The organism is Clostridium sp. AF21-20LB (assembly GCF_003478795.1).
In the GTDB taxonomy this organism is placed as follows: Bacteria; Bacillota; Clostridia; order Lachnospirales; family Lachnospiraceae; genus Otoolea; species Otoolea fessa.
In genome coordinates, this window is the sequence record NZ_QUGD01000029.1 from 1 (window position 1) to 23051 (window position 23051).

At 44.9% G+C, this 23051-nt stretch carries 20 protein-coding genes; 16 read left to right on the plus strand and 4 right to left on the minus strand.

The window, feature by feature from the left end; translation table 11 throughout:
• Positions 1–147 precede the first annotated feature (147 nt).
• From DWX76_RS11975 to DWX76_RS12025, 11 genes are all read left to right on the plus strand, one after another.
• On the plus strand, positions 148–1293 hold the full coding sequence (locus DWX76_RS11975) for an ROK family transcriptional regulator (protein ID WP_117796220.1): 1146 nt from the start codon (positions 148–150) through the stop codon (positions 1291–1293).
• A 38-nt stretch (positions 1294–1331) separates the two neighbouring features.
• Positions 1332–2411, plus strand: a complete 1080-nt coding sequence (locus tag DWX76_RS11980; protein WP_118468274.1) for an SIS domain-containing protein — start codon at positions 1332–1334, stop codon at positions 2409–2411.
• Between the two features lie 19 nt (positions 2412–2430).
• Complete coding sequence (locus DWX76_RS11985) at positions 2431–4509, plus strand: hydantoinase/oxoprolinase family protein (RefSeq protein ID WP_118468272.1); 2079 nt, start codon at positions 2431–2433, stop codon at positions 4507–4509.
• A 16-nt stretch (positions 4510–4525) separates the two neighbouring features.
• Positions 4526–6121 carry a hydantoinase B/oxoprolinase family protein gene (locus DWX76_RS11990; protein WP_118491657.1) on the plus strand — a complete coding sequence of 532 codons (1596 nt, stop codon included), beginning with the start codon at positions 4526–4528 and terminating at the stop codon, positions 6119–6121.
• A gap of 80 nt (positions 6122–6201) precedes the next feature.
• Entirely contained in the window at positions 6202–7260 is a 1059-nt protein-coding gene (locus tag DWX76_RS11995) for a TRAP transporter substrate-binding protein (RefSeq protein WP_118538162.1), read from the plus strand.
• Positions 7214–7840 (plus strand): TRAP transporter small permease, encoded by a 627-nt coding sequence (locus tag DWX76_RS12000; RefSeq protein ID WP_117796217.1) that lies wholly within the window; start codon positions 7214–7216, stop codon positions 7838–7840. The genes DWX76_RS11995 and DWX76_RS12000 overlap by 47 nt, the downstream gene beginning before the upstream one ends.
• The gene (locus tag DWX76_RS12005; RefSeq protein ID WP_118491651.1) at positions 7837–9234 is read left to right on the plus strand and encodes a TRAP transporter large permease; all 1398 of its coding nucleotides are present in this window, start codon (positions 7837–7839) and stop codon (positions 9232–9234) included. Before DWX76_RS12000 ends, DWX76_RS12005 begins: the two co-directional genes overlap by 4 nt.
• A 645-nt stretch (positions 9235–9879) precedes the next feature.
• The gene (locus DWX76_RS12010) at positions 9880–10713 is read left to right on the plus strand and encodes a basic amino acid ABC transporter substrate-binding protein (RefSeq protein ID WP_118524506.1); all 834 of its coding nucleotides are present in this window, start codon (positions 9880–9882) and stop codon (positions 10711–10713) included.
• A 118-nt stretch (positions 10714–10831) separates the two neighbouring features.
• Positions 10832–11521, plus strand: a complete 690-nt coding sequence (locus DWX76_RS12015; RefSeq protein ID WP_022360148.1) for an amino acid ABC transporter permease — start codon at positions 10832–10834, stop codon at positions 11519–11521.
• Positions 11511–12263 carry an amino acid ABC transporter ATP-binding protein gene (locus tag DWX76_RS12020; RefSeq protein ID WP_022360149.1) on the plus strand — a complete coding sequence of 251 codons (753 nt, stop codon included), beginning with the start codon at positions 11511–11513 and terminating at the stop codon, positions 12261–12263. The genes DWX76_RS12015 and DWX76_RS12020 overlap by 11 nt, the downstream gene beginning before the upstream one ends.
• A gap of 132 nt (positions 12264–12395) precedes the next feature.
• A complete protein-coding gene (locus DWX76_RS12025) occupies positions 12396–12668 on the plus strand; it encodes a hypothetical protein (protein WP_147353864.1) in 273 nt (90 codons plus the stop codon).
• Between the two features lie 73 nt (positions 12669–12741).
• Here the strand turns inward: DWX76_RS12025 and DWX76_RS15195 are convergent, their stop codons facing one another.
• The 4 genes from DWX76_RS15195 to DWX76_RS12045 all read right to left on the minus strand — a co-directional run bounded on the left by DWX76_RS15195 (position 12742) and on the right by DWX76_RS12045 (position 15312).
• Positions 12742–12915 (minus strand): tyrosine-type recombinase/integrase, encoded by a 174-nt coding sequence (locus tag DWX76_RS15195; RefSeq protein ID WP_412694066.1) that lies wholly within the window; start codon positions 12913–12915, stop codon positions 12742–12744.
• The gene (locus DWX76_RS12030; RefSeq protein WP_412694067.1) at positions 12870–13640 is read right to left on the minus strand and encodes an integrase; all 771 of its coding nucleotides are present in this window, start codon (positions 13638–13640) and stop codon (positions 12870–12872) included. The genes DWX76_RS15195 and DWX76_RS12030 overlap by 46 nt, the downstream gene beginning before the upstream one ends.
• A 21-nt stretch (positions 13641–13661) precedes the next feature.
• Positions 13662–14609, minus strand: coding sequence for a tyrosine-type recombinase/integrase (locus tag DWX76_RS12035; protein ID WP_243022567.1), 948 nt, complete (start codon positions 14607–14609; stop codon positions 13662–13664).
• Positions 14610–14811: 202 nt separating this feature from the next.
• Entirely contained in the window at positions 14812–15312 is a 501-nt protein-coding gene (locus tag DWX76_RS12045; RefSeq protein ID WP_107000566.1) for a MarR family winged helix-turn-helix transcriptional regulator, read from the minus strand.
• A gap of 260 nt (positions 15313–15572) precedes the next feature.
• Here DWX76_RS12045 and ftsH point away from each other — a divergent pair, with 260 nt between their 5' ends.
• From ftsH to DWX76_RS12070, 5 genes are all read left to right on the plus strand, one after another.
• Positions 15573–17546 (plus strand): ATP-dependent zinc metalloprotease FtsH, encoded by a 1974-nt coding sequence (gene ftsH / locus DWX76_RS12050; protein WP_118570766.1) that lies wholly within the window; start codon positions 15573–15575, stop codon positions 17544–17546.
• A 332-nt stretch (positions 17547–17878) separates the two neighbouring features.
• Positions 17879–19072 (plus strand): BMP family ABC transporter substrate-binding protein, encoded by a 1194-nt coding sequence (locus DWX76_RS12055; RefSeq protein ID WP_107000564.1) that lies wholly within the window; start codon positions 17879–17881, stop codon positions 19070–19072.
• 192 nt (positions 19073–19264) lie between these two features.
• Positions 19265–20821 carry an ABC transporter ATP-binding protein gene (locus DWX76_RS12060; protein ID WP_107000563.1) on the plus strand — a complete coding sequence of 519 codons (1557 nt, stop codon included), beginning with the start codon at positions 19265–19267 and terminating at the stop codon, positions 20819–20821.
• Entirely contained in the window at positions 20818–21894 is a 1077-nt protein-coding gene (locus DWX76_RS12065) for an ABC transporter permease (protein WP_022360157.1), read from the plus strand. Before DWX76_RS12060 ends, DWX76_RS12065 begins: the two co-directional genes overlap by 4 nt.
• Positions 21891–22853 (plus strand): ABC transporter permease, encoded by a 963-nt coding sequence (locus DWX76_RS12070; protein ID WP_022360158.1) that lies wholly within the window; start codon positions 21891–21893, stop codon positions 22851–22853. The genes DWX76_RS12065 and DWX76_RS12070 overlap by 4 nt, the downstream gene beginning before the upstream one ends.
• The last annotated feature ends 198 nt before the right edge of the window (positions 22854–23051 follow it).

Here is a 23051-nt window from a genome sequence, read left to right on the forward strand (position 1 = left end):
AATATAAAGATATTTGTTGAAAAATCCTATTGAAAACAGAATAATAAAAGTGTATTTTATATATAAATCCTCTTGCTTAATACGAGAGGTAATTTTTAAAAGAATTAGTAAGTGCACTGAACTAATTAAGTGAGTAAGGGGTGTAATATGGAGAAGAATGGAAATTTAGGGCATTTAGAATTAATACGAAAAATTAATCGGACATTGATTCTGAATATGGTCAAGGAGAAACAGCCGATTAGCCGTGCACAGATATCAAAGGCATTAAATTTAAGTAAAACAACAGTTAGTGCGATTGTAGATGAATTAATTAAGAAAAAGCTCCTAGTTGAGTATGGAGACTGTATGTCTCCATCAGGGGTTGGACGCCCATCTACTATGTTGGGATTTAATCCAAAATCTGCGTATTGTATTGGCATGGATATTGGCGGAACAAAACTTTTGTTTTTGATAACAGATTTGGTGGGTAATATTGTGTACGAAAAAAAAATACCAACCAAAAATCAGTTTGAGGAATTAGTCCAGATTGTAGAGGAGTCATTAGAAGCAGCAGGAATTAAACGAGAAATGATATTTGGCATGGGAATTGGAGTCCCGGGAACGGTGGATTCAGATGGAACAGTGGTGCGTGCCAAAGCATTATCGTGGAATCAATTTCCTTTGCAAAGTTTAATGAATGAATATTTTTCATTTCCAGTGTATGTCGGAAATGATGTGAATCTGGCAGCATTAGGTGAACGTTGGATAGGTTCAGGTGAACAGACGGATGATATGTTGTTTATTGCATTGGGAACAGGTATTGGCGGAGCATTAGTATGTGGTGGACAGTTGGTATTGGGGGCTCAAGGAAGAGCAGGAGAATTAGGATATTATTTAGAAAGTTCTGATGTGGAAAAAGGGGAAATTAATAAATTAGGACAACAGGGAATTTTAGAAAAAAAATGTTCTGGCTCGGCACTGGATCAAATTGTTGGTTCGGCAGAAGCATTATTTACAGCATATAGCCGAGGAGATGCCTCAGTAATACCGGTAATAGACAAATTTGTTCGTGATTTTTCAGTTGCGATAGCCAATACGATTAGTCTTTTAAATCCAGAGAAGGTTGTAATAGGCGGTGGAGTTTCTGATTCTATGGGATCTGTGATTCAGCGGATTCGAGAGGAGGTTGGCAGGCTTACGCCAATTCAGGCGGATATTTGTTTGGCAAACTTGGGAGGAAAAGCAGGAGCTCTAGGAGCAATTAATTTTGCTTCAAAAAAAATCGAAGAGCAGGATATACAGGTAAAAAAATAAAATAGAGAAAAATACAAGAGTTGGGAGGCATACATAGAATGAAGCAAACCATGAAGAGCTGTATATTGGAACAGCCAGACACAATTAGAAGAGTTTGCCAAAATGCAGAAAAAGTGTGTGATAGTGTGTATTCTATAGTGGGAAAAGGTCCATTTGATAAAATCTATTTAATTGGTTCTGGAACCTCACTTCATACAGCAATTGCGGCTAAATATGCATTTACAAAATGGTTCAATGCAGAGGTTCAGGTGTTTACCCCATTTGATTTTTTGTATTACTATCCACATTATCGACTAGATGAGAAAACGCTGATTTTAGGAATTTCACAGACGGCACGTAGTATTGGGACGATACATTGTTTGGAAAAAGGAAGAGAGTATGGGGCTAGAACCGTTATGGTAACAGCCGAGCCTGATAATCCTGGCGGAAAAAGTGCTGAGGCGATTTTGGATACATGTACAGGAGAAGAACTGGTAGGGGCCAAAACGAAGGGATTTACTTCGACTATAGCAATGTTGTATTTATATGCTGCGGGATTAGCCGGTAAGGAATTAGACATTTCGTTAGTTCCAAAATGGATGGAGCAAAGTTTGAGATGTACATCTGAAGAAATTGAAGATTTTGCGGAGGAGTATAAATCTGCTCCATCTGTGACAATTATCGGAGGTGGTACTTTAACAGCTGCAGCTAAAGAAGGGGCTCTTAAGGTATTAGAAGGAGTGCGAATCCCGGTAGAGGTATATGATGTGGAAGAGTACATGCATGGTCCGTATCATTGTCTTGAAAAGTGGTCATATTTGATTTTTTTGGTAAACGAGGGACCTGGAGTAGAGCGAATAAAGAGAATGATTCAATTTGCTCAGGAGCATTCGGATCACGTGACAGTTATTGGTTACGAGGGCTTTGAAAAAGAGATTGAAATAAAAGGTCGTTTTATCTCGCTTCCAGGAGGAATGGATGAAATTTTAACTCCATTATTTTACATTATTCCATTACAATGGCTGGCTAATGATGTAACAGAAAAGAAAGGACGTCACCCGGAACAATCAAGATACCCAGAATTTCATAAGATGCTAGGAAGTAAATATATGCCGAAAGTAAATTATTACCAGGGATAGAGATAAAGGAGGATGAAAAATGGCTAAATTGAAATTAGGTGTAGATGTAGGAGGAACGTTTACCGATGTAGTCGGAATAAATGAAGATGGTAAGGTGTATTTTGCAAAAACGCCTTCTACACCTGAAGATCAAAGTATAGGTGTTCTGAACGGAATTAGAGCACTTTTAGAAGAGTTGGGAGTAGCACCAGATTGTGTGACGGGTGTTGCACATGGAACGACAGTGGCTACAAATACACTTTTGGAACGAAACGGCGCTGTAACAGCATTAATAACAACAAAAGGATTTAGAGATGTTTTAGATATTGGTCGCCAGAGCAGACCAGAACTTTATGATTTACATGCTAGAAAACCAGCTTCATTAATTCCCCGATATCTTCGTCGGGAGGCAGACGAAAGAATGGATTATACGGGAACTGTATTGGTGCAGTTGGATATGGAGGAATTAAAGAAAACGATTCATGAATTAATGGAAGAGGGAGCGGAATCCATTGCAATCTGTTTTCTTCATTCTTATGCGAATGATGAAAATGAGAAAAAAGCGTTGGAAGTTATTCGTGAAATCGCACCAGATTTTCCAGTGTCTGTATCTAGTGAAATTTTGCCGGAGTTTCGTGAATTTGAACGAATGAATACAACCGTTATGAATGCATATGTTCAGCCAAGAATGCAGAAATATGTATCCCAGTTGCGTAGACGATTAGATGAAAATGGGATTAATTCTCCATTGACTATTATGCAATCTTCTGGAGGTATGATGACCGATCAGATTGCAGCTCAGAAGAGTGTGAATACGTTATTATCTGGTCCGGCTGGAGGTGTTTTGGCTGCCGAATTTCTTTCCAAGATTACGGATTATCATAATATTATTACTGGAGATCTTGGAGGAACGTCATTTGATGTAGGAATTGTGCAGAATGGTTCTATTGGTATCACAGGTGAAGGAGTGATTGAGGGATTTCCGGTAAAATTCCCACATATAGATATTACTACGATTGGAGCAGGAGGAGGCTCTATAGCATGGCTGGATGCTGGCGGAGCGCTTCGGGTTGGTCCTCGCAGTGCAGGAGCAGTACCGGGACCGGTTTGTTATAGCAAAGGAGGAACAGAACCAACAGTAACAGATGCTCATGCTGTGTTAGGTCGTGTGGGTGAAAAATTGCTAGGTGGAAAAATGCACCTGGATGTGGCGGCTGCACGGAAAGCGATAGAAGAAAAATTGGCCGTAAAATTAAATATGACAGTGGAGGAAGTAGCAGAGGGAATTCTTCGTGTAGCGAATTCCAACATGGTCAGAGCAATTAGAGTTATGACGGTAGAAAGAGGAATCGATCCGAGAAAGTTTGTGCTTCTGCCATATGGAGGAGCGGGAGCACTTCATGCGGTTGAACTGGCAAGAACTCTGGATATAGGAACAGTTGTTATTCCTATCGCACCTGGAAACTTTTCTGCTTTTGGATTATTAGTTGCACCAATTAGATATGATGAAGTATGCACGTATCATAAACATGAAAAAGATGTTTCTTTCGACCATATGGAAGAAAAATTTGAAAAATTAGAGGCTGAAGCAAGAAAAGAAATGGCTCGAGATGGCGTATCAGAGAGTAGCGTAAGTTTTGAGAGAAAAATAGATATCCGTTATTTTGGTCAGGCCTACGAATTAACGATTTCGGTACCCAATAGCCCGGTGAATCAGCTGGTTTGGGATAAGCTTGTGAATGATTTCAGTGATGCACATGAGCGTTCTTATGGATTTAAGAAGAATGATCCCATGGAGTTGGTTAGTTTGCGTCTTTCTGTAGTTGGGGAAATGGACAAAAGTAACTTGTATTCAAAAGGAGAAATTAGCAAGGAACTTCCAAAACCAGAAGAAATTCGAAAAGCTTATTTTATGGGAGAGTGGCTGGATACAGCCGTATATAAGCGAGATGCTTTAAAAGCAGGTAACAGCTTTATCGGTCCGGCAATCATAGAGGAAACAGGAGCTACGTCCGTAGTAGGGCCTGGCGATAAGGTGACAGTAGATGAGAGAATGAATTTGGTTGTGAAGATTGCAAATCATGAGACTGGGAAGATGGAAGCATTAGAAGAGAACTAAAAGGAGGAATGAAAAGATGGATGCAATCACATTGGAAGTTATGCGGAATCGCTTTTTTGCAATTACAGAAGAGATGGGAGCAGCATTAATTCGGACAGCCTATTCCACAAATATTAAAGATAGAAGAGATTGTTCGTGTGCGTTATTTGATGTAAATGGAGAGACGATTGCACAGGCAGAGCATATACCTGTTCATTCAGGAGTGTTGCCTTGGGGAGTAAAGGGAGCTTTAAAGCATATTAACAAAAAAGAACTGAAACCTGGAGATGCTATCATGCACAATGATCCATTCATTGGTGGAACTCATTTGCCAGATATTATTATCTTTTCTCCGATCTTTTTTAAAGGAGAGCTAGTAGCTTTTGTAGGAAATCTGGCGCATCATGTAGATGTGGGAGGAAAGGTTCCGGGTTCGTTAACACCAGATGCAACGGAAATTTTCCATGAAGGGATTTGCTTCCCACCAGTAAAGATAAAAAAAGAAGGAAAAGTAGATCCTGAGATTTTTGCTATGTTTCGCTCTAATATCCGAACAAAATACGAAAGTAGTGGAGATTTGATGGCTCAGATTGCAGCAAATAATGTAGGAGAAAAGCGGTTTGAGGAATTATGTGATGAGATGGGCGTAGAAGTAGTTCTTGAGGCAATTGCAGAGTTAGAGAACTACTGTGACCGGCGAATGGGAGCAGAGTTAGAAAAACTTCCGAAAGGGACATTTGAATTTGAGGATTTCTTAGAGGGAGATGGAATTACTACAACAGAGCCATTAAAAATCAAGGTAACAATTACTACAGGAGGTCCACATATTAAAATTGATTTTACGGGAACATGCCCTCAGGTAAGAGGACCTTTGAATTGTGTTCGTCCGATGGCGTTGGCTTGCATTTATTATGTTGTTCGAGCAGTGACGGATCCCACGATTCCACCGAATTCTGGAACATATCGCCGCTTTGAGGTTATAACACCGGAAGGTTCCTTGGTAAATGCGGTATATCCAGCAGCTACCGGTTCTGGAAATTCTATTACGTGTCAGCGTTTGGTAGATGTACTGCTTGGTGCACTGGCTCAAGTGGTTCCAGAAAAAGTATGTGCGGCTGCTTGTGGATCTATGAATGGAATTCAGCTGGGTGGTTATAATCCAGAAACACATTCGTTCTTTGCTAATGGTGAAACTGTTGGAGGAGGATATGGTGGAATGTGCGATCAAGATGGAACCAGTGGAGTTAATACGCATATGACTAATACCAGAAATACACCAGTAGAAGTTCTTGAAAGAATCATGCCGGTTAAGGTAATACGATATGGTTTAGCTCCAAATTCTGAAGGACCTGGTAAGCACAGGGGTGGATTTGGAATTGAGCGAGTCCTGGAATTCCAGACAGATGAGGTGGACTGCTTTATTGCCTCTGATCGTGTTAATACGGCACCGTGGGGATTGAATGGTGGAAAAGCAGCATTAGGAGCTCGTTTTACAGTAAATAGAGCTGATGGAACGGAAGAACATTTGCCTCGAAAGCAAGGGTGCGTTTTTATAAGAAAGATAGACTCTATATTCAGACAAGTGGCGGCGGAGGTTGGGGTAATCCGCTTGAGAGAGATAAAAAAGCATTAAAGTGTGATGTGAAAGATGGCTTGATCAGCCAGGAACGAGCAGAAAAAGAATATGGTGGATGTTGAAAAAGGAGGAGTACAATGAAAAAATTAATTGCAACGACAATGGCAGCAATGATGGCATTAACTATAGTTGGATGTGGAGGTAATAATACAGTTGCACTGCAGAGCGATAAAGCGGAAGAAACTACGAAAGCAGATTCAGATGCAACTCATCTTGTTTTGACAACATCAGCGTTAGATCCAGAGGTTGCCCCGGATTATAATCCTGCTGATGGACTACTGAAATTTAAAGAAGAGGTGGAGAAAAATAGTAATGGCCGTTATGTAGTAGATATTTATTGGTATTCCAGTTATGCCAGCGATGCGGAATCCTTTCAGATGATTCAGGATGGGGAGACGGATTTTAACTTTGGTGCCGGAATGTCTAATGTAGATAAGAGATTTGCATGGCAAAGAATTCCATTTTTATTACCTGATTTAGACACAGTGAGGGAAAAGCTTGCTAATCCGAATGCAGAAGGATTTGCTATTAATACAAAGCTTTATGAAGAAAATGGAATTAAACTTTTGGCACAAAACAGTGGCTTACAGCGCCACATCTTTTCGACAGATAAATTGATTAAAGTGCCGAAGGATCTGGCGAATGAAACGTTTCGAACATATGAAGATGCTATTGTTAACGAATTTTATGGCGGTTTGGGAAATATCGCAATTATGCCATACGGAGAGTTATATACATCGCTGCAGAATGGTTTGATTACGGCTACGGATCAGCAGATACCTTCATATATTATTGAAAATTATTATGAAGTAGCACCATTTTATTCATATGTTGGAGCTCAGTGGACTTCGTATAGTTTGATGATGAATTTAGATAAGTTTAATCAGTATAGCGAAGAGGATCAAAAGATATTTGTGGATGCTGCCTGGGCGTGTTCAGAGGCTGAATATGAATCTTATAAAGATATGAAAGCAGACGCAGAAAAATTCTTTGATGAAAAAGGAATTACATATTATCAGCCAACAGATGAGGAATTGAATCAATGGAAAGAGTATGCGGCTTCTCTGTCGGATAAGTGGAGAGAACTGATTGGAGAAGAATTATACAATCAGGTATCTGAGCTGTTTAATTATTAATGGTATGGGGGATGCTGCAAGTGGATTGATATCTATGTTTGTAGTATCCCCTGCTTTTTTATTTACCGTTAAAGAGAGGAGGAACGTGGTGAAATTTTTAAAAAAATTAGATCATATAGTTGAATTTGTGGTTGGAAATTTAGCGGGTATTTTGTTGATTGTGATGATGATTATGGTTAATCTGACAATCTTCAGTCGTTGGGTATTTAATATTAATATGCACGGCTATGAGGAATTGCCAACAATTCTATTTATTGTATTTGTATGGCTTGGAGTAATACTGGTTGTGCGTGATGACAATATGCTAAAAGTCGATTTCTTCTTGAATCTGTGTAAGACGGAAAAGTCAAAAGAAGCACTTCATTTGTTTAGTTTGATTATTTCTACTATAATATGTGGATTATTTATGCCATTAACATTTAATTTAATGATGACACATATTGAACGTAATACGGTGTCTCCAGCTGTTGGATTTAGCATGTGGTGGGTATATGCTTCTGTATTTTTAGGAGCTTTGGGGATGATGGTTTATTATGTGGTGAATGTTTGTAAATCTATAAGGAGGTTACGCACATTATGATATTTGGAATAGCTGCAGTATTAATTTTACTCATGATTTTTTCCGGCGTTGCAGTTCCGTTAGCATTTTTGGGCGGCTCCTTTTTTGTGGCATATATGGGGCTTGGAAGTACAGGAACGTTTGCAACGAATGCGTTTTACATTTTGAACTCTATTTCTATGTTGGCGATTCCGCTTTTTATAGTAGGAGGTTCTTTGATTGAGCGAAGCGGAATTGCAAATGTGCTGATTCGGGTAGCGGATAAGATGCTACATAATGTAAAGGGAGGATTGACGGCCACAATTCCAGTAGTTTCCTGCTTTTTTGGAGCCCTTTGCGGTTCGGCATTGGCAACGGCTAATACACTGTCAACAGCTATGGTGCCAGAATTGGAAAAGAAAGGATATGATAAAGCATATTTAGCGGCATTAATTGCAGCTTCCAGTCCTTTTGGCTTTATGATTCCACCAAATGTAAATGCTATTATTTTTGCATCCGTGTCCTCGGCATCGGTTGGTGCTTTATTTATGGCTACGATTGTGCCGGGATTAATATGGGCAGGGCTCTATTTGATCATTAATCGGATTATTTATATAAAATATTATCATCCAGAATATGCGGGTAAAACAGTTGCATCCGTTTCTGCATGTACTGAAGATAATGAGCCTAAAGAAGAATCAGAAAAAAATGCGCGTGAGACTATAAGCCGGAATAGATTTTTTTTAGAGCTTGTTGTAGCAGTTTTAATGCCGGTAATTGTGTTAGGAGGTATCTATGGCGGCATTTTTACAGCGACAGAAGCAGGTGCAATTACCTGTTTATATGGAGCGATCATGGGAGTGGTAGTTTATAAAAAGCTTTCTCTGGTTCAATTGATGGGCGTTTTTTCTAAGGGAGTCAAGGATGTTTCGGCATTGGTTATAATGTTTCCAATGACTTTGATTTTCAGTCGCTTGATGACACTTAACCATATTCCTGAGTTGGTGGCAGAGTTAATGTTGGGAATTACCAATAATCGTATTGGTCTTATCCTGTTAATAGATCTTCTGCTGTTTTTTATAGGTTTTTTCTTGGATGGAAATGTTATTATTTTGACGCTGGTGCCGCTTCTTACACCGATTGCTACTGCATGTGGGATTGATACAATTCAGTTAGCAGTAATCGTTTTTGTTTCGATCGGTATTGGCTCAATTACACCGCCAATGGCTACTTGTCTGATGGCATGTTCCAGAGTTTGTGATGTTCCGATTCATAAACTTATTAAACCTATTCTTCCATTTTTGCTTTTTGGTGCATTACCTATTTTGCTGCTGGTATCGTTTGTTCCTGTCGTATCAACTGGTTGCCGGGCTTGTTTTATAGTTTCTAGTCAACGCTATTATAACGAATGGATTGCTTTTATGCGTTTTTTTTAGCTGAGGCGCTGAACTATCAAGGTGTTGTCAAGTGCTTGTTGAGTTATTGGTAGAAAAAAGAAAATTTTTTTCAAAGAAATTCTCTAAGTAAATGATATTGCCTGTGGAGAGAACGTGAAGTTTGAAAACAGGAAACACAGAAAAAACAAAAATTTGGATTATTGAAAAAAATATATATCCAGTCTTTGGCAGTTGAGTGAAAATAAAATCGCTGTAACCCTTGTATTTGCTGGGGTGCAGCGATTTTTGTTGCTGTTGCAGACTATAGTATTTTTTTCTTCCTTGTCCATTTTTGGAATTGTTCTCATTTTACTGTTCGTTATGATTGATAATCCGTTCGGAAACCGGAAACATTCTTCGAGCTGTCATCTGCTTTCATTTACTTTCAAAATTTCACTAACCTGATTATGCAACTATTAAACTCCCGTGCCAAGAATTAACAACAAGATCTGTCCGTAACTGGAACCGTACAAATTGGAAAAGAATGCATAATCATACAAACCCTGTAAAAAACAGGAATTCAGGCTTGATTATTTATAAAAATGCGGTATAATGTATTCCTAGATACAGTAATAAAAGTAAGAATATTCGTATTTACTGCATAAAAATACAAAAGCAGCGAATAGAAATGAGGAGGAATTTATTATGAAAAAGAAATTAGCAGCAATCGCTATGGCAACTGCTATGGCAGCATCGTTAGCAGCATGCTCTTCCAAACCGGCAGAGACAACCGCAGCCGCAGAGGAGAATGAGGAGACAACCGCAGAGGCAGCAGAGGGCAGCGAGGCAGCAGAGGCTGGCGACAGCGCATTTGCAGGAAAGACTCTGGTTATGTCCACCAACGCTGAGTTCGCACCGTATGAGTACCACGATGGAAATGATATCGTAGGTATCGACGTAGATATTGCAAACGCTATCTGCGAGGATATGGGAGCATCTCTGGAAATCACCGACGTAGCATTCGATTCTATCATCCCGGAGGTTCAGTCTGGCAAAGCTGATTTCGCAGCAGCAGGCATGACTGTTACCGAGGATCGTCAGACCCAGGTGGATTTCTCTGACACTTACGCAACCGGCGTTCAGTCTGTTATCGTAACCGAGGACAGCGACATCAAATCCCTGGATGATTTAAAGGGCAAACAGATCGGTGTTCAGCAGGGTACCACCGGTGACCTTTACTCCACCGATGATTTCGGCGAGGAGAGTGTACAGAGATTTTCCAAGGGCGCAGATGCAGTACAGGCACTGTCCACTGGCAAGATCGATGCAGTTATCATTGACAACAAACCGGCACAGGTATTTGTAGACGAGAATGACGGCTTAAAGCTTCTGGAAACACCGTACGCAGAAGAAGAGTACGCAATCGCAGTTAAGAAGGGCAATACAGAGCTTCTGGACGCTATCAACGCATCCATCGCAAACCTGAAAGAGTCTGGAAAACTGGACGAGATCGTTGCAAAATACATTACCGCTGAATAATTTGACAGAAAAAGCTACATCTGTTTGATTAAGAAAAAGGTTGCTGCAGAATGAAAAAGATGAAATTCGGCAGCAGCCCTTTTTCGGGTCTATATCATCTTACAAGGAGGAAAACGGATTGGAGAAACTCAAGCAGGCCTTATATTTAAACCTGATCAAGGATGACAGGTGGCAGTATTTGACAGGGGGCCTGAAAAATACCCTGATCATCACGTTATTTGCAACCCTGATCGGCATTGCCCTTGGTCTGCTGATTGCGATTGTCCGTGCGACTCACGACAAAACCGGTAAAATGAAATTTTTAAATGGTGTCTGCCAGGTATATCTGACGGTCATCCGGGGAACGCCGGTTGTCATCCAGTTGATGATTTTCTATTACTGTATTTTTGTATCGCGTGTATTTGCCGGCGTCTTTGTCGGTGTGATCGCGTTTGGTCTTAACTCGGCGGCATATGTAGCGGAGATCTTCCGTTCCGGTATCATGTCGATCGACGAGGGACAGATGGAGGCAGGTCGAAGCCTTGGTTTTAACTATGTCCAGACGATGCGTTATATTATTATGCCGCAGGCGTTTAAAAACGTACTTCCGGCGCTCTGCAATGAGTTTGTTGTTCTTCTGAAAGAGACTTCGGTAGCCGGTTACGTGGCGGTGCAGGATCTGACGAAGGGCGGTGATATCATCCGTTCCAGAACGTATGACGCGTGGACACCGCTTCTGATCGTGGCTGCTGTTTATCTGGCGCTGACGATGATCTTCAACCACTTTGCACAGAATCTGGAAAGGAGCCTGAGAAAGAATGAACGATAACGTACAAAACGGAGAAGTGATAATTGACATTAATGACCTTTCCAAGGCGTTCGGTGATTTAAAGGTCCTGACGAATATTTCCACCCAGATACGCAAGGGGGATGTTGTCTGCGTGATCGGACCATCCGGTTCCGGTAAATCCACATTTCTGCGCTGCATGAACCTGCTGGAAACACCGACCGGCGGACACATCTATTTTGAGGGAACGGATATCACGGATCCGAAGACAAACATTGACAAACTCCGTCAGAAAATGGGAATGGTATTCCAGCAGTTCAACCTGTTCCCGCATATGACGATTCTTGATAATATGACGCTGGCACCGATGAAACTGCTCGGACGCCCGAAGGACGAGGCGGAGACGGAGGCATTGAAACTTCTGGAGCGTGTCGGATTAAAGGAAAAGGCATCCGCCTATCCGGGACAGCTCTCCGGCGGTCAGAAACAGCGTGTGGCGATCGTACGCGCACTGGCAATGCATCCGGATGTGATGCTCTTTGACGAGCCAACCTCTGCGCTTGACCCGGAGATGGTAGGCGAGGTATTAAACGTAATGCGTCAGCTTGCCGAGGAACACATGACGATGGTCGTGGTTACCCATGAGATGGGCTTCGCCCGCGAGGTGGCAACCCGCGTCATGTTCATGGAGGGCGGCAACTTCATCGAAGAAAACGAACCGAAGGAGTTCTTTGAGCATCCAAAGAGCGAAAGATTGAAGGCATTTTTGAGTAAGGTGCTGTAAGGAAATTTAATATTAGGAAAAGTCCGGTAGGGAGAGAATGTCATAGAACATTTTCTTTCTGCCGGGCTTTTTTTATGCCTGTAATATCTTTATGTGTTTTCTATTATCCATCTGGTTCTTCTAACTTCCGTTTTGAAAAATGTTTATTTGGAAAGAAAAGTTGTTAAAAAAAATTGCAAATATGTAAAACCAAATGAAATTTCCCATCGTCTTATTAGTAGAACAGCAGAAAAGGAGGAAGATTCTGAAAAGAAGGCGGAACAGAATGTTGAGACAAAGCTGGACAGTGGGAAGCAGAAGAAAAAAAAGAATGCGGTAGAACGGTCGGGTGAAAACATTAGAACCGATAGCGCTGAGGAAGCACTGCCATATGAGCTCGTGATTGTGGAGGCAGAGAAAAAATAAATCTATAATAAAGGGGAAAGAATTGTGGAAAATGGCAGTTCTTTCCCCTTTTATGGTTTTCACACGCCTGTGCCTACCACGTCACCACCCGGTCAATCACCGTCTGCTGTTCCTGACTCGATTTCATCAGGTAAATCCGGGTTGTTTCGATGCTATCGTGCCCTAAAAGATCCGCCAGCAGGGAAATGTCATTGAACCGTTTCAAAAAATTGATGGCGTAGCGGTGCCGGAAAGAATGCGGGTACATTGTTGCCGGATTGATGCGGTAGCGCTTTGCGATTTTTTTAACTGCATCTCGATGGCGCGTGCGGAGATGCAGGTGCGGCGGCGGGTCAGGAAGAGAAAGCCGCTGTCGATGCCGCGGGAGGCAAAGTAGGGGATTGCTTCCCCGCATAGGGAGCGGGGGAAGAACAACCGCCGTATCTTGCCGCCTTTGGAGTAGAGATCGAGATAGCCAAGCTGCAGATCCTCCATTTTGATCTGGCGCAGTTCACTGACGCGCGCGCCGGTGGAGGCGAGAAAACGCACGATGAAATACCAGAAGTAATTTTCATCCTTTTTTAGCCGCCGTTTGAGCCGGTCGTAATCTTTTTGGGAGATCACTGTATCAAGGTAGGTGTGCTTCTGCTCCCGTATGGGGCGCAGGCGGTAGTGACCCGTGGGAGTGATGCGGAGTGAATCTGTGGGGGCGGATATGGGTGATTGAAAATTCGCCTTTTCATTATCCAACAATCCACTGTTTTGCATAAAATCGAGAAAACGGTTCATCCCCAGAATCCGCGTATTCACTGTTGATGGCTTATAACATTCCAGCAGCCAGCGCCGGTACGACTGCAGGTACTCGACCGAAAGGCTGTTATAATGCGAAAAAAACAGCCGGATGGAACAGCTGTAGACCCGGATGGTGCTGGCGGCGTGCCCCTGTTGTTCAAGGTAAACGCCAAAGTCGGAAATAAGTGTTTCAAAATTCATATGTGCTTCATTTACTCCTCTCTACCAGGTGACTACCCGGTTGACAATCTCATACTGCTCGCTGCTGGAACGACGCAGGTAAATCCGGGTTGTTTCGAGATTTTTGTGTCCAAGCAGATCGGAGAGCAGGGAAATATCGCCGCATTTTTCGATAAAACTCTTGGCAAACCGGTGGCGGAATGCATGCGGATGTACCATTTCCGGTGTCATGTGGTAGGAGAGGGCGATGGTTTTGAGCTGGCTGCGGATGCCGCCTGGAGAGATGGGGGAACCGAAGCGGTTGAGGAAGATGGGACCGTGGGATTTGTGGAGAAAGGAAAGCCATTTGAGGGTATCGGTTCGGAGTGACTGTGGGATGTAGATGCGCCGGACTTTATTTCCTTTGGAATAGATGTCCTTATAGCCGGAGAAAATATCTTCTGCCTGGAACTGAATCACCTCGCTGACCCGGACGCCGGTTGCCGCCATGAAACGGATGAGAAAATAGTAAGTGTACCGTTCATCCCGAAGCAGGCAGCGTTTCAGGTATTCATAATCCGCCTCGCTGATCATGTGATCCAGATAGGTTTTCTGCTGGATTTTTACCATGGGAAGATGCCCGGGATAGAGCTTTTTAAAATCCAGGTAGGCATTCAAAGCCCGGATCCGCTGGTTGATGGTCTGCGGCTTGTAGTGCTCGAGCAGAAAGATTTTGTATAGCTTTAAATTGGGGTAAGTAATGTCACGGTAATAGGTAAAATACTGCCGTACCGCATAAGTGTAAGCGCGGAGTGTCTCATCGGCAAGGTTGCGCGTGAGCAGGTAGCGGGCAAATTCGTCCGCAGCCTTTTGGGCTCTTGCAGGTGTGGCAGCACGCGTTTGACCGGAAAGGCGTGGAATGGCAGCAGAAGTTTGCCTGGATGAGAGGGGGAGAGTGTGCTTGCTATGAGTAGCGTGTGGAAAAATATGATTTTCTATCATTTGTGGCATAATATGTAGGAACCTTCTTTCTGTATCATTGAGAAACGTCCATTGGCACAGAAAGAAAACTCTGCCGAGGCGTGGAACACACCGGAACGGATGAAAGGATGAAATGGCAGAGAAATCAATCCGGAATGCTGCTGGACGTTACAAAAGTCAATTATACAGGATTTAAAAGAAAGCGGAGAAAAAAGTGTCTCCGGTGTCTTTATCATACGGATACATTCTTCGCAGGTTCATCGGTTTCACAGTTGAATTTCTTCATTAATTCCATCAGGCGGCACAGGCACTCGTCCATCGATGCCAGTTCTTCCGGGGTGTAAGCGCGCAGCCCAAACAGGGTGGAAGACAGCATTTCCTGCTTCATCTGGTTCATCATCTCACGGCCGGAATCGCAGATGCGGATGTAGACGCGGCGGCGGTTGGCTGTATCATGGATCCGCTCGACCAGACCGCGTTCCTCAAGAACCTTGATCATATGGGAGAGCTGCTGCTTTGTGATACTCAGCTTGTCCGCCAGCTCAGACATGGTATAGTCCTGATCTGCCCAGCTGTCGAGCGCGATCAGGGCGAAAAAAGGGAGCGAGTTGACTTTCATATCATGGCTTGGCTGGTAGTGGCATTTCGCCAGGGAGAGAAAGCCGAGTGCAAACTCCAGGAAGTGGATACCGGTGTTTTTTAAAAGATTTGAATTTTTTTTGCCTGGATTCATAGGAAAACCTCCAAATTTAAATATCAAAGTAATAAAATGCGGTCCATTTCACAAACATAAATTGCAAACAAGGAAACATCAATTTACTTGTACTCTAGCATATCCAGACAAAAAGGTCAACAAATATAAAAAGTAAATAAATATTTACTATTGTGGATTGACAAATAACAAAGAATGCTGTATATGTTAATGTATCACGAAACGATGTGACAGAAACACAGAAACCATCTGTCACAGACTCACAATAAGGAGAACAATCTATGGTAGAGAACACGAACGGCGGTGGAAAGCAGCCGCCCAGAAAATCATTTTTATATTATTATGGATTGGTTATGCTGATTGTCATGCTGTTAAATATTTTCCTCTTTCCATCTATGATGGATCGGACGCAGCAGGTGCGGTTTGACCAGTTCAGCGATCAGTTGAAGGAAGATAATGTCGATGAAGTGTATGTGACGACGAACAATGAGATCGTTTATACGCTGAAAAATGACAATAAAAACACAGCGTGGAATGTCACCTACAAAACCGGCGAGATTCCGGGTGTCAACCTGTATGATCTGCTGGATGGTAAGGATGTGAAATACAGTGCGGAGATCAACACACAGGCGTCACCGCTGCTGAATTTCCTGCTGACCTGGATCCTGCCGCTGATTCTCTTTGTGGGAATCGGACAGTTCATGGGACGCTCGCTGATGAAACGAATGGGTGGCGGACCTGGCAACGCAATGACGTTTGGCAAGTCGAATGCGAAGATTTATGCAGAATCCGAGACGGGTATCACATTTGCAGATGTGGCTGGCGAGGAAGAGGCGAAGGATGCATTAAAAGAGATTGTCGATTTCCTGCATAAGCCGGAAAAATACTCGGAGATCGGTGCGGTGCTGCCGAAGGGCGCCCTGTTAGTCGGACCTCCAGGAACCGGTAAAACGATGCTGGCGAAGGCCGTTGCCGGGGAAGCACACGTTCCGTTCTTCTCGATCTCCGGTTCGGAATTTGTTGAGATGTTTGTCGGCATGGGTGCGGCGAAGGTGCGTGATTTATTTAAACAGGCCAATGAAAAAGCGCCGTGTATCGTATTTATCGACGAGATCGATACGATTGGTAAGAAGCGTGACGGCGCCGGCATGGGCGGCAATGACGAGCGCGAGCAGACGCTGAACCAGCTTCTGACTGAGATGGATGGTTTTGACGGCAAGAAGGGTGTTGTCATTCTGGCGGCGACCAACCGTCCGGAATCCCTCGATCCGGCGCTGCTTCGTCCGGGACGTTTTGACCGCCGGATTCCGGTAGAGCTGCCGGATCTGAAAGGCCGTGAGGCAATTCTGAAAGTCCATGGCAAAAAGGTTAAAGTGGATGAGAGTGTGGATTACAATGAGATCGCCCGTGCCACCAACGGTGCGAGCGGCGCGGAGCTGGCAAACATTGTCAATGAGGCGGCGCTGCGGGCAGTCCGGATGGGACGAAAGACCGTGTCCCAGCAGGATCTGGAAGAGAGTGTCGAGACGGTTATTGCCGGATATCAGAAGAAGGATGCCGGTGTTTCCGGGGATGAGAAGAAGATTGTCTCCTACCATGAGATCGGTCATGCGCTGGTAGCGGCGCTGCAGACGCACTCGGCTCCGGTCCACAAGATTACGATTGTGCCGCGAACCTCCGGGGCACTCGGATATACGATGCAGGTGGAGGCAGATCAGCGCTTCCTGATGAGCAGGGAAGAGGCGTTCAACAAGATCGTGACACTGACCGGCGGCCGTGCGGCGGAGGAGCTGATCTTCCATTCTATCACGACTGGGGCTTCGAATGATATCGAACAGGCAACCAAGATCGCCCGTGCGATGGTGACGCGTTACGGCATGAGTGACCATTTCGGCATGGTAGCGCTCGAGACGGTCAACAACGCCTATTTAGGTGGCGATACTTCCCTGGCTTGTTCGGCAGAGACGGCGGCGAGGGTCGATGAGGAAGTGATTGCGCTGGTAAAGAGCGCGTATGAGAAAGCGAAAGCTATTCTTTCCGGGCATGAGGATAAGCTTCATGAGCTGGCAGACTATCTTCTGGATAAGGAGACGATCACCGGTGAGGAGTTTATGAAGATTCTGGAAGAGAAGAAAGAAACTGGCGAGGCAGAGGCTAAAACGGAGCCGTGTATTATCAAGGTGGACGGTTACGTGTTTGCCGAAGTTATAAGAGAAATCAGTTACAGTGAGCAGAGCAGGTATCAGGCATTTTGAAAGGAAATGTCTGGTGCCTGTTTTTGTGTTGTCTGCGTCGAAAAAAGATGCTGGCAGCTGATTCCTCCGGTGTTCCCTTCCTGCATATCGGGGGATTACAGGAGAGAAAAAGAAATAAGTAAAACTTATGAAAAGAGATTAATAAATATCACAGTAAAAATCAGGCAAATTCCTTGAAAATCGTCTGTAAATATGCAATAATATTTCCTGTATCGATCCAAATTTTCGGGAATGCGGTTTTATTTTCGGATTTCAAGTTCCGCGAGGGAATTCTGACAAACGATGAGAAAGGGAGAGAACCGCATTCGCAGGCATTCTTAGGAGGAAATGTTATGAGAAAAGTAGTAAGCGTGTTACTGAGCGCTGCCATGGCGCTGTCCCTGTGTGCAGGCTGTTCTTCTTCGTCTTCTGATACAGCAGATACGAAGGCAGCGGAGGAAAAGGGAGCTGACGCGGCAGACACAGAAGCAGGCGAGGCAGCAGAGGGCGTGATGCCGGCAGTTGCTAAAGAGGATCTGAAGGTCGGAGTGATTCATATTGGAAATCCGGCGGATGGTTCCGGTTACAGCTATACGCATGATCAGGGTATCGTAGCGATGCAGAAAGCCGTTGGTCTGGAGGATGATCAGATTATCCGCAAGAACAACGTAGCGGACGATGATCAGACTGCCATCGAGACAGCAATGCGCGAGTGTGTCGAGGAAGGATGCCAGATTATCTTCGCGACAAGCTGGGGCTACATGGATGCATGCGAGGCACTGGCAGAAGAATATCCGGACGTTATCTTCTCCCATGCAACTGGCTACAAATCCAACGGTGTGAACTTTAACAATTATTTTGGACGGATTTATCAGTCCCGTTACCTCACTGGTATCGCGGCTGGTTTAAAGACAGAGAGCAATAAGATCGGTTATGTCGGCGCCTGGGGCAAGGACAATGCCGAGGTTACCGGCGGATGTGACGCATTTGCAATGGGTGTATATTCTGTAAACCCGGATGCAACCGTTTACATCAAGACCACCAACAGCTGGTACGATCCGGAAGGTGAGAAACAGGCAGCCGTAGCCCTGATCAACGAGGGCTGTGATGTCATTGGACAGCACTGCGATACACCGAACCCGCAGCTGGCAGCTGAGGAAGCTGGCGTATTTGGTGTTGGTTACAACTCTGATATGAGCAAGGATGCTCCGAAGGCAGTTCTGACCTCCACCGTTTGGAACTGGGGCGCTTACTATACCAAAGCTGTACAGGATCTGATTGATGGTACATGGACAGGCGAGAACTACTTCGGCGGTCTGGAGGAAGGTCTGGTAGACATTTCCCCGTTATCTGACCTGTGCGTAGATGGTACGCAGGAGAAGATCGACGAGGCACGTGCGAAGATCGAGTCTGGCGACTGGGATGTATTTGACGGCGTGATCGAGTGCAACGACGGAACCACCGTTGGCACCGAGGGCGAGCATATGTCTGATGCAGATATCACAGGCAATATCCACTGGTACTTCAAGAACATCGTAGAGAAATAATCACGGAATTATATACTTGGAAGCGATGCTGAAACAGGTTCGGAAACGCTTCCGGGTGTTGCAGATTCCAAGAGTATATAACAGATAAAAGGAGGCAGCTTCAAATGGATCCACTTTCATTTGCGGCACCTCTTTTTTCTTTTTTAGAAAATTGATTAAAAAATTGGTTAAATATTCATTTGAGGTGACGATATGACAGAACAGTATGCCATTGAGTGTAGGCAGATCACGAAAGCATTCGGAAGCGTCGTGGCGAACGATAAGATTGATCTGACCGTCCGGTACGGCGAGATTATGGCACTTTTGGGAGAAAATGGTTCCGGTAAGACAACGCTCATGAACATGCTTTCCGGTATCTACCACCCAGATGCCGGTTCGATTCTGGTTGGAGGAAAAGAAGTCTCCATAAATTCGCCGGTAGATTCGAGAAATTTAGGAATAGGTATGATTCATCAGCATTTCAAACTGGTGGATGTGTTCAGTGCGATGGATAATATCGTGCTGGGAACCAAGGGAAAACGGCTGGGAAGAAAGGCGTTGCGGGAAAAAATTGAAGCGCTTGGACAGTCATTTGGACTTGAAATTGAACCGGAGAAAAAGGTCTACGACATGTCGGTCAGCGAGAAGCAGACGGTCGAGATCCTGAAGGTATTATATAGAGGCGCCCAGATCCTGATTCTGGACGAGCCGACGGCAGTCCTGACGCCGCAGGAGACGGAGCGGCTGTTTAAAATCCTGCGCCGGATGCGGGAACAGGGCTGTGCGATTATTATTATTACCCATAAATTAAATGAGGTCCTTTCTATCAGTGACCGTGTCACGATTCTGCGAAAAGGAAAGAGCATCGAGACGGTGGAAACTGCCGGATGTGATGAGAAGAAACTTACGGAGCTTATGGTTGGACGACCAATCAGCCTGAATATCGAGCGCCCGGAGATGGAGAAGAGAGAGACTATTTTGAAGATTGTCGATCTGACCGTCGATAAGAGTGACGGCGGCGTGGCGCTGGATGATATTTCTTTTGAGATTAAAACAGGCGAGATTCTGGGCGTTGCCGGTGTTGCCGGAAGCGGCCAGAAAGAACTCTGCGAGACGCTGACCGGGTTGATGGACGCGAAAAAGGGCGCTATTTTGTACCGTAAGGAAAATATCATTGGTAAGACTCCGGCGGAGATCATCCGCCTCGGAATCAGCATGAGTTTCGTGCCGGAGGATCGTCTCGGCATGGGACTGGTTGCTTCAATGGGTATGGTTGATAATATGCTGCTCAAGTCCTATTCGGAAGGGAAAGGATTGTTTGTAGACCGGAAACCGGCGAGGGAGATGGCAGAACGCCTGATCGGAGAACTGGGAATCGTGACGCCGGGCGTTGATACGCCGGTGCGTATGATGTCGGGGGGCAATGTCCAGAAGGTACTTTTGGGACGTGAGATTGAGTCGAGCCCGCAGGTGCTGATCACGGCTTACCCGGTGCGAGGGCTTGATATTAATTCTTCCTATCTGATTTACGACCTCCTGAACCAGCAGAAGAAAAAGGGCGTGGCGGTTGTCTATATCGGCGAGGATCTGGATGTGCTTCTGGAGCTTTCAGACCGGATCATGGTACTCTGCCATGGAAAGATCACGGGTATCGTGGATGCGAAGAAGCTCACGAAAGAACAGCTGGGACTGATGATGACCGGTACCGAGGCGGGCGAGCTGGGGCTGGATAAGAGTATGGCATCCGAAAAGAAGGAGGAACAGGCATGAAAGAACCGTGGATCCGCGTTGTAAAAAAGGCGGAACTTGGAAAAAGAGAAACATTGATCCTCCGTCTGGAGGCGATCGTGCTGGCTCTGGTGGCAGGCGGATTCTTTATCCTGCTGATTGGGCAGAATCCATTTGTCATTTATCAGACGATTGTAACCGGAGCGCTGCGAAGCGAGATGGCGATACAGGCAACGGTCAAAATCATGATTCCACTTTTAATTGCGTCGCTGGGCGTGACGCTGGCATTTAAAATGAAATTCTGGAACATCGGAGCCGAGGGACAGATCATTATGGGCGGTATTTTTGCCTCGTATTTTGCACTGTTCCATGCGAACTGGAATCACTGGCTGCTGGTGATCGTGATGTTTCTGGCAGGCGCGATCGGCGGAGGTCTGTGGGGACTCATTCCGGCGTGGTTTAAGACCCGGTATGATACGAACGAGACGCTGTTTACGCTGATGTTAAACTATATCGCGCTGAATGTCATCGTATTTTTGAGAGAGGGCGCATGGCGCGACCCAGGTTCCCAGGGATATGCGAAGATTGCCCGTTTCAATAAGAATGCGGCGCTCGATAAGGTGTTCGGCATCCAGTTCGGCTGGGTGATTGCGCTGATTCTTGTGGTAGTGATAGCGGTTTACTTAAATCGTTCCAAGCAGGGATATGAGATCAGCGTCGTGGGAGAGAGCCAGGAGACAGCCCGCTATGCCGGCATGAATGTAAAAAAAGTGGTTCTGCGGACGATGTTTCTGTCCGGCGCTGTCTGCGGCATCGGCGGCATGGTGCAGGCGACCGGTTCGGATGTCACGCTGACGACGGCAGTTGCCGGAGGTGTCGGATTTACGGCGATCATCGTGGCATGGCTGGCACAGTTGAATCCGCCGGTGATTCTGCTGGTTACCTTTTTGTTCAGCGTGCTGGAAAAAGGAAGCAGCGTAGTTCAGTCTTCATTCGGATTGTCCTCGGACTGCGCGGATGTGCTGCAGGGAATCATCCTGTTCTTCATTCTGGGATGTGAACTGTTTATACGGTATCAATTTGTATTTCGCGGAAAAGGAGGTACACGCGCATGAGCAGCGAGATCGTAATTAAATTTCTGGTGGCGGCTGTATTGGCGGGTACGCCTTTCCTGTTTGGCACGGTTGGCGAAATTTTGAGTGAGAAGGTCGGACACCTGAATCTGGGCGTCGAGGGCATGATGTCGATTGGCGCGTGCGCCGGATTCATGGTCGGCTATCAGACGGATAACTTTGTTGCGGCGCTGTTAGCTGCGGCGGTGGCTGGAATGCTGTCGGCATTGATTTACGGTGTTTTGACTGTCACATTTATGGCAAATCAGAACGTAACGGGATTGACCCTGACGATTTTCGGCGTCGGATTAGCCAATTTTATCGGTGTCTTTATGCTGGAAAAATCAGAGAACGGCACCCTGAAACTTCCGGATGCGGTGACGGCACAGATGCGTAACATCCACATCCCGGGACTCAGTGATCTGCCAGTGGTCGGAGAATTATTATTTTCCTATAACCCGTTCGTTTATCTTGGAATCATCATCGCGATTGTGGCGAGTTTCTACTTATATAAAACACAGGTTGGTTTAAATGTGCAGGCGATCGGAGAAAATCCGGGCGCAGCAGATGCGGCAGGTATCGAAGTTACAAAGTGGAGATACATTAATATCCTGCTATCCGGTGCGATCTGCGGTATCGGCGGCGCGTATTGTTCGATGATCATCAACGGCGGCGTGTGGCTGCGCGACAGCGTCGGTGGTCTTGGCTGGATTTCCGTTGCCCTCGTTATCTTCGCGGCGTGGAAGCCGATCAATGTTATTTACGGTTCCTTTATTTTCGGGGCGCTGCGCGTGCTGAAATACTATGTGCCGAAAAACACGTATGCGATTCCAACGGCATTTTTCGATGCCCTTCCGTTCATTATCACCGCATTGGTGCTGGTGATCGCGTCGATGCGTAAGAATAAAGGGGCACATATCCCGGCGCATCTGGGCGAGAATTATTTCCGGGAGGAACGGTAGGAAAATGAAGGGGAACTTATAGGATTTGTGGGAGGGCTGCAAAAAGTAGTCACATGAAATAATAAGGGAAGCCCTTGATAGGTGATGTCAGATGGCGGCTTGAGATGATAAGACGACATCAGAAATGATATAGAAATAATAGAAAAGACGGTTGTTTGTCAAAGATTTTAAAGGGATAGAACAGAAAGATCGGACGAA